This is a genomic window from Citrobacter sp. A316 (assembly GCF_002042945.1).
Taxonomy (GTDB): Bacteria; Pseudomonadota; Gammaproteobacteria; order Enterobacterales; family Enterobacteriaceae; genus Citrobacter; species Citrobacter portucalensis.
Window position 1 is genome coordinate 39,963 of record NZ_MVFZ01000001.1, and the last position, 11,983, is coordinate 51,945.

Consider the following 11,983-nt stretch of genomic DNA (forward strand, 5'->3'; position numbering starts at 1 on the left):
ATTCATTGAAAACCCGTATCATTGCGCGCTTTCCGTACGACAAAAGTGATTTTCATGACGCAAACATTTATCCCCGGCAAAGATGCCGCTCTGGAAGACTCCATCGCTCGCTTCCAGCAAAAATTGCTCGACCTCGGTTTTCAAATTGAAGAAGCTTCGTGGTTGAATCCCGTCCCTAACGTCTGGTCTGTACATATTCGCGACAAAGAATGCGCGCTGTGCTTCACCAACGGTAAAGGCGCGACAAAAAAAGCGGCGCTGGCTTCTGCGCTGGGCGAATACTTTGAGCGTCTGTCGACTAACTACTTCTTTGCGGATTTCTGGCTGGGCGAAACTATCGCCAATGGCCCGTTCGTACATTACCCGAACGAAAAATGGTTCCCGCTGACTGAAGAAGACGATGTTCCAGAAGGTTTACTGGATACACGTCTGCGTGCGTTTTACGATCCAGATAACGAACTGACCGGCAGCATGCTTATCGATCTGCAGTCTGGTAATGAAGAGCGTGGCGTCTGCGGCCTGCCGTTTACCCGCCAGTCGGATAACCAGACCGTCTACATTCCGATGAATATTATCGGCAACCTGTATGTTTCTAACGGCATGTCTGCAGGTAACACGCCTAACGAAGCTCGCGTTCAGGGTCTGTCTGAAGTCTTTGAGCGCCATGTGAAGAACCGCATTATCGCCGAAAGCATCAGCCTGCCGGAAATCCCGGCCGAGGTGATGGCGCGCTATCCGGCAGTGGTGGAGTCCATCGCCACACTGGAAGCAGAAGGTTTCCCAATTTTTGCCTATGATGGCTCGCTGGGCGGCAAGTACCCAGTGATTTGCGTTGTCCTGTTCAACCCGGCCAACGGTACCTGCTTTGCCTCCTTCGGCGCACACCCGGATTTCGGCGTTGCGCTGGAGCGTACCGTGACTGAACTGCTGCAGGGCCGTGGTCTGAAGGATCTTGATGTCTTCACCCCACCGACCTTCGACGATGAGGAAGTGGCAGAACATACCAACCTTGAAACTCACTTCATCGATTCCAGCGGTCTGATCTCCTGGGATCTGTTCAAGCAGGATGCCGACTATCCGTTCGTTGACTGGAATTTCTCCGGCACCACGGAAGAAGAGTTCGCCACCCTGATGGCCATCTTCAATGCTGAAGATAAAGAAGTGTATATCGCTGACTATGAGCATCTGAGCGTTTACGCGTGCCGCATTATTGTTCCGGGAATGTCTGACATCTATCCGGCAGAAGATCTGTGGTTAGCCAACAACGCCATGGGCGCCCATCTGCGTGACACCATTCTCTCTCTGCCAGGCAGTGAGTGGGATAAAGAAGACTATCTCAATCTGATTGAACAGTTGGATGAAGAAGGTTTTGACGACTTCACCCGCGTGCGCGAGCTGCTCGGCCTGGCGACCGGTGCGGATAACGGTTGGTACACCCTGCGTATTGGCGAGCTTAAAGTAATGCTGGCGCTGGCCGGTGGCGATCTGGAGCAGGCACTGGTGTGGACAGAATGGACGATGGAATTTAACGCCTCCGTCTTTAGCGCGGAACGTGCAAACTACTATCGCTGCCTGCAAACATTGTTGCTGCTGTCTCAGGAAGAAGACCGTCAGCCGCTGCAATATCTGAACGCATTTGTCCGCATGTACGGCGCAGAGGCAGTTGAAGCGGCAAGTGCGGCACTGAGTGGTGAAGCGCCATTTTATGGACTTCAGCCAGTAGACAGCGATCTGCACGCATTCCCGGCACATCAGTCTCTGCTGAAAGCCTATGAGAAATTGCAACGCGCGAAAGCTGCACACTGGTCAAAATAGTGACAAACAACTTGCCTCGAGTAGGCTAAATGTATTGTCTGGGCTATATTACGGGGCGCTTAAAGCGCCCTGTTTTTTATTTTGGTCAAATCAAAAAATAAATGTAAAAACAAGGTTAAATATTAGTAGTTGATATTAAAAAATTTAGCTTATTAATGTGGTTTTTTATCTCAATTACTCCATTTTAATTAACCGCCCGACAGGAGGCTGAAAGAAAAAATTCAACTCACTTTATAATTTTTAAAATTTATTTTTATATGGATAATCAACACGTTACACCGTAATCGCATAAAAACCATGCGTCTTACGGGCCTATAAGCCAGGCGAGATATGATCTATATCAAATTCTCATCTATAATGCTTTGTTAGTATCTCGTCGCCGACTTAATAAAGAGAGAGTTAGTGTGAAAGCTGACAACCCTTTTGATCTTATTCTACCTGCTGCAATGGCCAAAGTTGCCGAAGAAGCAGGCGTCTATAAAGCAACGAAACATCCGCTTAAGACGTTCTATCTGGCAATTACTGCCGGTGTATTCATTTCAATTGCCTTTGTTTTCTATATCACCGCCACAACCGGTACCGGAACTATGCCTTTCGGCATGGCAAAATTAGTAGGTGGTATCTGCTTTTCCCTGGGGCTGATTCTTTGTGTTGTCTGCGGCGCAGACCTCTTCACCTCAACCGTACTGATCGTCGTTGCTAAAGCCAGTGGTCGTATTACCTGGGGCCAATTGGCTAAAAACTGGCTTAACGTTTATGTCGGTAACCTGGTTGGTTGCTTGCTCTTCGTGCTACTGATGTGGCTTTCCGGCGAATACATGACCGCCAACGGCGCGTGGGGGCTCAACGTCCTGCAGACAGCCGACCACAAAGTGCACCATACTTTTGTTGAGGCAGTGAGCCTTGGTATCCTGGCTAACCTGATGGTGTGTCTGGCCGTATGGATGAGCTACTCGGGCCGCAGCCTGATGGACAAAGCGTTTATCATGGTATTACCGGTCGCAATGTTTGTTGCCAGTGGTTTTGAGCACAGTATCGCAAACATGTTTATGATCCCTATGGGTATTGTAATACGCGATTTCGCCACCCCGGAATTCTGGACCGCAGTTGGGTCTTCTCCGGAGAATTTTTCTCACCTGACCGTGATGAATTTCATCACCGATAACCTGATTCCGGTTACGATCGGTAACATTATCGGCGGCGGTTTGTTGGTCGGGTTGACATACTGGGTCATTTATCTGCGTGGTAACGATCATCATTAATCTGATGATGCCCATTACACGCAGTAAATAAAAAATCCACTTAAGAAGGTAGGTGTTACATGTCCGAGCTTAATGAAAAGTTAGCCACAGCCTGGGAAGGTTTTACCAAAGGTGACTGGCAGAATGAAGTAAACGTACGTGACTTCATTCAGAAAAACTACACTCCGTATGAGGGTGACGAGTCCTTCCTGGCTGGCGCAACTGATGCGACCACTGCACTGTGGGACAGCGTGATGGAAGGCGTTAAACAGGAAAACCGCACTCACGCGCCTGTTGACTTTGACACCTCCGTTGCTTCTACCATCACTTCTCACGACGCTGGCTACATCAACAAAGCGCTCGAGAAGATTGTTGGTCTGCAGACTGAAGCTCCGCTGAAACGTGCGATCATTCCGTTTGGCGGCATCAAAATGGTTGAAGGTTCCTGCAAAGCGTACAATCGCGAACTGGACCCGATGCTGAAAAAAATCTTCACCGAATACCGCAAAACCCACAACCAGGGCGTATTCGATGTTTACACCAAAGACATTCTGAACTGCCGTAAATCCGGTGTTCTGACTGGTCTGCCTGATGCGTATGGCCGTGGCCGTATCATCGGTGACTACCGTCGCGTTGCGCTGTACGGTATCGACTACCTGATGAAAGACAAATACGCTCAGTTCGTCTCTCTGCAGTCCGATCTGGAAAACGGCGTAAACCTGGAAGCAACTATCCGTCTGCGTGAAGAAATCGCTGAACAGCACCGCGCTCTGGGTCAGATCAAAGAAATGGCTGCTAAATATGGCTGCGATATCTCTGGTCCGGCTACCAACGCTCAGGAAGCTATCCAGTGGACTTACTTCGGCTACCTGGCCGCAGTTAAATCTCAGAACGGTGCAGCAATGTCCTTCGGTCGCGTATCCACCTTCCTGGATGCTTACATCGAACGTGACCTGAAAGCAGGCAAAATCACCGAGCAAGACGCACAGGAAATGATCGACCACCTGGTCATGAAACTGCGTATGGTTCGCTTCCTGCGTACTCCTGAATATGATGAACTGTTCTCCGGTGACCCGATTTGGGCAACTGAATCAATCGGTGGTATGGGCGTTGATGGCCGTACTCTGGTTACCAAAAACAGCTTCCGCTTCCTGAACACCCTGTACACCATGGGTCCTTCTCCGGAGCCGAACATCACTGTTCTGTGGTCTGAAAAACTGCCTCTGAACTTCAAGAAATTCGCCGCTAAAGTGTCCATCGACACCTCTTCTCTGCAGTATGAGAACGATGACCTGATGCGTCCGGACTTCAACAACGACGACTACGCTATCGCTTGCTGCGTAAGCCCGATGGTTGTTGGTAAACAAATGCAGTTCTTCGGTGCGCGTGCAAACCTGGCGAAAACCATGCTGTACGCAATCAACGGTGGCGTTGATGAAAAACTGAAAATGCAGGTTGGTCCTAAATCTGAACCGATCAAAGGCGACGTTCTGAACTTCGACGAAGTTATGGATCGCATGGATCACTTCATGGATTGGCTGGCTAAACAGTACGTCACTGCACTGAACGTTATCCACTACATGCACGACAAGTACAGCTACGAAGCCTCTCTGATGGCGCTGCACGACCGTGACGTTATCCGCACCATGGCGTGTGGTATCGCTGGTCTGTCCGTTGCTGCTGACTCCCTGTCTGCAATCAAATATGCGAAAGTTAAACCGATTCGTGACGAAGACGGTCTGGCTATCGACTTCGAAATCGAAGGCGAATACCCGCAGTTTGGTAACAACGACTCTCGCGTTGATGACATGGCGGTTGACCTGGTAGAACGTTTCATGAAGAAAATTCAGAAACTGACTACTTATCGTAACGCTATCCCGACTCAGTCTGTTCTGACCATCACCTCTAACGTGGTTTATGGTAAGAAAACTGGTAACACCCCAGATGGTCGTCGTGCTGGCGCGCCGTTCGGACCGGGTGCTAACCCAATGCACGGCCGTGACCAGAAAGGTGCTGTTGCCTCTCTGACCTCCGTTGCTAAACTGCCGTTTGCTTACGCTAAAGATGGTATCTCTTACACCTTCTCTATCGTTCCGAACGCTCTGGGTAAAGACGACGAAGTTCGTAAGACCAACCTGGCGGGTCTGATGGATGGTTACTTCCACCACGAAGCGTCCATCGAAGGTGGTCAGCACCTGAACGTGAACGTCATGAACCGTGAAATGCTGCTGGATGCGATGGAACATCCGGAAAAATATCCGCAGCTGACCATCCGCGTTTCTGGCTACGCAGTACGTTTTAACTCCCTGACTAAAGAACAGCAGCAGGACGTTATTACTCGTACCTTCACTCAGACCATGTAATTGGTTTTGACTGAAATCGTACTTTAAAAAGCGTACAATAAAGGCTCCACGTAAGTGGGGCCTTTTTAATAGCCTGCTTTGTCAGCTATCTATACTTATATACTCGATGGATTTCGAGTTGCATTGAGGCAGCAACGGAGTGAATCCCCTGGAGCGTACAGAAGTACGTGGCTGGGGTGAGCGAAGGAAGCTAACAAAGATGCAGCTTGAAAGACGAAAAGTATGGATAACTGCCAAAACAGACTCGACACAGTTAATAACTGTGCACTAACACTGGCCCCGGATGGGCCACACCTGGAGAAACACCGCAATGTCAGTTATTGGTCGCATTCACTCCTTTGAATCCTGTGGCACTGTTGATGGCCCGGGCATCCGTTTTATTACCTTCTTTCAGGGCTGCCTGATGCGCTGCCTGTATTGCCATAACCGAGACACGTGGGATACGCACGGCGGTAAAGAAGTCACCGTCGACGAATTAATGAAAGAAGTGGTGACCTATCGTCACTTTATGAACGCATCCGGCGGCGGCGTGACGGCGTCCGGCGGCGAAGCTATCCTGCAAGCTGAATTCGTACGTGACTGGTTCCGCGCCTGTAAAAAAGAAGGTATTCATACTTGTCTGGATACTAACGGTTTTGTTCGCCGCTACGATCCGGTGATCGATGAGCTGCTGGAAGTCACCGACCTGGTCATGCTCGATCTCAAACAGATGAACGATGAAATCCATCAGAATCTGGTCGGCGTATCTAACCATCGTACGCTGGAGTTCGCGCGTTACCTGTCAAACAAAGACATCAAAGTGTGGATCCGCTATGTTGTCGTCCCTGGCTGGTCTGATGACGACGACTCCGCACACCGTCTCGGCGAATTTACCCGCGATATGGGCAACGTTGAAAAAATCGAGCTGCTGCCTTACCACGAACTGGGCAAACACAAATGGGTGGCAATGGGCGAAGAGTACAAACTGGATGGCGTTAAACCGCCGAAGAAAGAGACCATGGAGCGCGTGAAGGGCATTCTCGAGCAATATGGACATAAAGTGATGTATTGAGTTTTAGCCTCCACGAAACGGCTGCCCCAAATGGCAGCCGTTTTGCTATCTAAGCGACAATATTTAAATCGAAGGTACGGTTAACAGGAGAAAGCGACGCTATCTCCTGCTCTCGTCTTTAGCGCCCTCTTCTCGCCAGTAGCGGGAAAATCAATCCCAGTCCTACCAGCACAAACGGCGTCACAATATTCAGCGTGAGCTGGAATGTCCACTCAGGGGTAAAGGCTTCCATTTTCGGGAAGATCCCGGTCAGACAGGCAAAGGCGGTAAAGGCGAAGCACCAGATCCCTACGGTCATCGCAAGCGATCGGTTGCGAATAAAGACATATTCCGATTTATATTTTTGCGCCAGGCGAATAACGGCAATGAACGCCACAAACACCCATAAATAACGCAATGGCATCACGACAGAGTTAAGATTCAATAGCCATTTATACAAATTGTTCATGTCGCCAATTCCTAGTGTTGGCAACATAATCAGAATCGCCACCAGCACCAGAGTCAGAATATAACCATTTACCGGCGTACCGGAAGCGTTGGTTTTACACAGGCTCTCGGGAATATATTTACGATCAGCATCGCCCAGCAGAACTTTAAGCGGTGCATCAATAGAAAATACCAAAGCCGCAATCTGTCCCAGCGTATTGGCAATCGCGTAAATAACCATCAGCGAATTACCCATGCCATAAAACTCACCCAATTTCTGGAAGGCGTAATATTGACCATTCGTCATCAGGTCATCTGGAATATGCCGGGAGTCAAACATCATTCCCATAGCCAGCGACCCGAGAATCGCGCATACCGCTACCATAACAGCCAGAACGAGCATCCCTTTCGGAAATTCTTTGCCCGGATTACGTGTCTGATTAACGTAGGGTGAAATTTTCTCCGCGCCGCCCACGGCAAAGACCAGCATGGAGATCGTGGTAATGTAGGTAAAATCGATGTGCGGGATAAACGATTCCCAGGTGATATTGGTTGTCGCTATCTGCACATCCGTAATTGCAGGCGCAGTTACCGCCATCACGACATACAAAATGGACATCACAAACATCGCGATGCCTGCAACTGACCCAACAATTTTCAGCGACTTCATGCCACGGGACGCAACCCACATGAAAAAGACAAAAAGCGCCAGCGTCAGCCCCTGCAATGCCACGACGGTGTACTCTTTTATCAGCGAACCATCGCCCTTCAGCGCCCATCCCAGCGCAATCAGAATAGCCTGCGGTTTTTGCGCCAGATAAGGTATATGCACAACCCAATAGGTCCAGGCAGCAAGATAGGCCAACCCTGGCCCCATGGTATGTTTAATCCAGGTACTGACGCCGCCTTTACCCTCTTTAAAGGTTGAGCCAAGCTGCCCGACGATCAACGCATAAGGAATAAAATAGAGCGCGAAAATAAATATCCAGGAGGAGACAACAACCAATCCCTGATTAGCATAGTTGTTAACGACGTTGCCAAAACCCCAAACGGTAATAAATGACATCAATGCAATGTTGTACCACCGCAATTGTTTTTCCTGCACACCAGACATACGCAATCCTTTGTGGAAGCTTTTTGATTATCAATAAATAAGGCGTGGGATTATGCGCGGTAAAATGAGAGAGCGGAAACGGCAGGATGTAAAACTATAACCTTCTGCACACTTTATTTTCAGGAAAGAAGTGTGTGATTAAATAATGCAGGTTCCCATAAAGCATACATAAACAATATGTATGGGAACCTGTTCACATTCTGTTAAATCACGTCAAATGTGCGCAATAGAATTGGGCGTATGGCCCGTCTTACGCAGCAGCATCAGTAAATAAATAAACGATACGCTGGCGATCATGATAAACAGCAAGCTATCTGAATAATTCTGCATCAGCATCGCTGTAAATGAAGGACCCAGCAGACTGCCCACGGTATAGCTCAATAACAATGCCTGATTCATGGCGACCAGTTGATGATGTTCTACCTTTTCACAGGCCCAGGCCATCGCGACCGGATAGAGGGTAAAACCTGCCGCACCCAACATAAACAACGCAGGCGCCATCGCCGCCTGATTCAGCATGGCGATACTTCCGACGATCACCACGAAAACCTGGACGCGTAAAACCAACAGACGTCCCAGCTTGTCCGCCAGACGGCCAATTGGCCATTGTCCCAGAATACCAGCACTTACCAAAACCGCCATCCAGAAACCAATGCTGGCGTTACTCACTCCCTGATGATTGAGATACAGCGGCATCAAACCATACAAAGATCCCAGCACGATCCCGGAAATAATGCAGCCATTAACACCCAGACGCGCCTGACGCAGCTTCAGCATGGAGGCAATAGGCGTAGATTGCTGTTCATCACCCTGCTGATTGGCGATGCGCGTAAAGAGCAATGGCAGAACACCCGCCAGGATAGTACCCGTCACCCACGGCAGGACGTTCATCAATTCTGTTGATACTTTACTGACCAGCAGTTGGCCTAAAAACGTTCCCACGTAATAGATCATCATATAAGCGGCAAGTAATCGTCCGCGATTACGTGACGTCCCGCTGCACATCAGCGCGCTTTCCACGACCACCCAGATCATGGCGCAGCCAACACCGGCGATAAAACGCCAGGTCATCCAGCTCCAGAATCCCACCATGATCCCCAGCCCGACACAACCCGCGGCAAAAATAAGCGAGGCGATGTAATAGCTGCGGTTAAAACCAAGGTGCTTTATTAAATACCCTGTCAGCAACGTCCCTACCAGATTACCGGTAAAATAAGACGAGCTCACTACGCCTACCTGCCAGGTGGGCAGATTTTCATGGGCGAGCCAAAGCGGGACGAGCGTGTTTAACACGGCGATCGCCAGGGTCAACAGAAGTAGCCCGCACAGCAATAGCATGACGGGTCGGGTATAGGTAGACATGAATAAAAACCGTGAGGAAGTTCAAATTTCATGCGCATCATGCCACTGCTAAAAACATTGTCAATCGGCGTAATCAGAGGGCTGAGGCGCTTTCTGGTCGATCGATTTGCATTACTGATTCTTAATGTGAATAGATAAAAAACACAAAAACACATCTGCTTGTTTTTATTGATCTAAAACAAAAATCTCGCGGTACGTTCAGTCGAAAAATTTCATGGACTCCCCTTACTTTTATTTCTTACTAAACTCTATGCGGGATGCTGAGCCGCATTGTCTCCAAAATAGAACAGTGAGTTCTTATTTATCTATCTAATCCAAATATCGTTCTTTTCGTAGACTTAAACTCATCAAATTTCCCCCACTGATACTGAACAGGAGAAATACCATGACTAAACCTTACGTAAGACTTGATAAAGACAATGCGGCAGTACTGCTGGTCGACCATCAGGCTGGCCTGCTCTCACTGGTTCGGGATATCGATCCCGATAAATTTAAAAACAACGTGCTAGCCCTGGGTGACTTAGCAAAATACTTCAACCTCCCAACCATTCTGACAACCAGTTTTGAAACAGGACCAAACGGACCGCTGGTTCCGGAACTGAAAGCCCAATTTCCCGATGCGCCCTATATTGCTCGCCCAGGAAACATTAACGCGTGGGATAACGAAGATTTCGTGAAGGCAGTAAAAGCGACCGGCAAAAAGCAGCTGATTATCGCTGGTGTCGTGACGGAAGTTTGCGTCGCCTTCCCTGCGCTCTCGGCTATTGAAGAAGGTTTTGACGTTTTTGTTGTCACCGATGCTTCAGGTACGTTTAATGAAATTACCCGCCATTCAGCATGGGACCGGATGTCTCAAGCAGGCGCTCAATTGATGACATGGTTCGGAGTAGCGTGCGAACTGCACCGCGACTGGCGCAACGATATCGAAGGTCTGGCGACATTGTTCTCTAATCACATTCCGGATTATCGCAATCTGATGACCAGCTATGACACGTTAACTAAGCAGAAGTAAAGACTGGGGCAAACCCCTGGCCTGGCATATCGCCGGATGGCGCGCAGCGTTAAGGCCTACGGATACTGTAGGCTTGATAAAACGCGAACCGCCATCCGGCATGTTATGAATTAACTCGCCACCGCCATACCGACGGTCATATGCAGCCCGTAGAATACGCCACGACCAATCAGCTCGCCGACCAACAGCAGAATAAACGCGACGGAAAGCAGTGGAAGGGCAGGCTGGTAACCCTTCACCTGCGGTACTATCCAGCAGCACAGCGCTAACGCCAGTGCCACAATCCGCCACGCCATCAGCGAACCGTAATCCGGAACCAGTGCAGATGCCTGTTGAATCGAACTGTGGATCGTTGCCAGTTCAGTTCCCTGCATTACCGACATGATGGCGCTCACGACCAGAGCAAGCACTGATATAGCCGGCAGCAGGCGCATCGCCCAACCATCCACACCAGCAATTCTCAGTAACAGATATCCCAGCAGCGGACCGCCCATAAACATCGTCAGGAAGAAACCCAGCGGTGTCCAGACGCTGTACCAGGTCGGTACGGTATCAATGGTGTTATACACGCGCACCATCATCCAGACAAAAACCACACCCAGCACCATGGTGACAGCTAACCATAGATTGCGTAATGCGGGCGACATTTTTTTCAACATAGCCAGCAGCCAGCCGATACCGCCAACAGCAAAGAAGAGTGAGCCGCTGGCAATTTCGTTACTCAACGCAGATGACCCAACGCGATTGAGAGAGTTAAAGGCACGCATCGGTGAGCCCAGGTGGAGCATGGAGGCAATAAAACCAATGCCCATTAATACCCACAACCCAAACATACAGGTAATCACGCGCTGCTGCGATTCTGGGCGTAAGTCACCTTTCATCAACGCAAGTGCCAGAACAATAAAACCGCCAACCACACACTGTCCGAAGACCGTGAAGATCATCAGCGGCCATTCATGCCATCCACTTCCCATCTTACACCTCCTTCGGATTGGCCAGATAACCTGTGGTATCCCCGGTTGGGCGGCTATTGGCGTTAGGTTTGATGACAATACTCGGTTTGGTAAAGTGCGCTCCCGGCAGTGGCGCAACCGCAGCCAAAGTACCGTGTTTCTTGCGCAGTTCATCAATTGGGCCAAAATCCAGCGCACGTAGTGGACAGGACTCGACGCAAATAGGTTTCTTACCTTCAGCGACGCGCTCATGGCAGCCATCGCATTTGGTCATGTGCCCTTTGTCAGCATTGTACTGTGGTGCGCCGTAAGGACAGGCCATGTGGCAATAGCGGCAGCCGATGCACACATCTTCATCGACAACAACAAAGCCATCTTCACGTTTGTGCATCGCACCGCTCGGACACACCTTGGTACAGGCCGGGTCTTCACAGTGGTTACACGCAATGGAGAGGTAATAGGCAAAGACGTTCTGATGCCAGACGCCGTTGTCTTCCTGCCAGTCACCGCCCGCGTACTCATAAATGCGGCGGAAGCTGACTTCAGGGGTTAAATTTTTGAAATCTTTGCAGGCCAGTTCGCAGGTTTTGCAACCGGTGCAACGGCTGGAATCAATAAAAAATCCATACTGGGTTGTCATCGGTTA

Annotated in this window: 9 protein-coding genes; 5 read left to right on the top strand and 4 right to left on the bottom strand. The window is 49.6% G+C overall.

Annotation, left to right across the window (positions count from 1 at the left end; translation table 11 throughout):
• Positions 1–54: 54 nt before the first annotated feature.
• The 4 genes from ycaO to pflA all read left to right on the top strand — a co-directional run bounded on the left by ycaO (position 55) and on the right by pflA (position 6,470).
• Entirely contained in the window at positions 55–1,815 is a 1,761-nt protein-coding gene (ycaO, locus tag BZK41_RS00205; RefSeq protein WP_079937009.1) for a 30S ribosomal protein S12 methylthiotransferase accessory factor YcaO, read from the top strand.
• 404 nt (positions 1,816–2,219) lie between these two features.
• Positions 2,220–3,077, top strand: coding sequence for a formate transporter FocA (gene focA / locus BZK41_RS00210; RefSeq protein ID WP_003035756.1), 858 nt, complete (start codon positions 2,220–2,222; stop codon positions 3,075–3,077).
• A gap of 59 nt (positions 3,078–3,136) precedes the next feature.
• Positions 3,137–5,419 carry a formate C-acetyltransferase gene (gene pflB, locus BZK41_RS00215; RefSeq protein ID WP_003035753.1) on the top strand — a complete coding sequence of 761 codons (2,283 nt, stop codon included), beginning with the start codon at positions 3,137–3,139 and terminating at the stop codon, positions 5,417–5,419.
• Between the two features lie 310 nt (positions 5,420–5,729).
• Positions 5,730–6,470, top strand: a complete 741-nt coding sequence (gene pflA, locus BZK41_RS00220; RefSeq protein ID WP_003035751.1) for a pyruvate formate lyase 1-activating protein — start codon at positions 5,730–5,732, stop codon at positions 6,468–6,470.
• A 118-nt stretch (positions 6,471–6,588) separates the two neighbouring features.
• On the opposite strand, the gene BZK41_RS00225 is transcribed toward pflA, so the two are convergent.
• Both BZK41_RS00225 and BZK41_RS00230 read right to left on the bottom strand, forming a co-directional pair.
• Entirely contained in the window at positions 6,589–8,010 is a 1,422-nt protein-coding gene (locus BZK41_RS00225) for an amino acid permease (RefSeq protein ID WP_079936791.1), read from the bottom strand.
• 213 nt (positions 8,011–8,223) lie between these two features.
• Positions 8,224–9,372 (bottom strand): MFS transporter, encoded by a 1,149-nt coding sequence (locus BZK41_RS00230; protein WP_079936792.1) that lies wholly within the window; start codon positions 9,370–9,372, stop codon positions 8,224–8,226.
• 385 nt (positions 9,373–9,757) lie between these two features.
• On the opposite strand from BZK41_RS00230, the gene ycaC reads away from it, so the two are divergent.
• Positions 9,758–10,384 carry an isochorismate family cysteine hydrolase YcaC gene (gene ycaC / locus BZK41_RS00235; protein ID WP_003035746.1) on the top strand — a complete coding sequence of 209 codons (627 nt, stop codon included), beginning with the start codon at positions 9,758–9,760 and terminating at the stop codon, positions 10,382–10,384.
• A 110-nt stretch (positions 10,385–10,494) separates the two neighbouring features.
• Here the strand turns inward: ycaC and BZK41_RS00240 are convergent, their stop codons facing one another.
• Together BZK41_RS00240 and dmsB are read right to left on the bottom strand one after the other, a co-directional pair.
• A complete protein-coding gene (locus BZK41_RS00240; RefSeq protein ID WP_079936793.1) occupies positions 10,495–11,358 on the bottom strand; it encodes a dimethyl sulfoxide reductase anchor subunit family protein in 864 nt (287 codons plus the stop codon).
• A 1-nt stretch (position 11,359) separates the two neighbouring features.
• Positions 11,360–11,977 (bottom strand): dimethylsulfoxide reductase iron-sulfur subunit DmsB, encoded by a 618-nt coding sequence (dmsB, locus tag BZK41_RS00245; RefSeq protein ID WP_003831905.1) that lies wholly within the window; start codon positions 11,975–11,977, stop codon positions 11,360–11,362.
• Between the last annotated feature and the right edge of the window lie 6 nt (positions 11,978–11,983).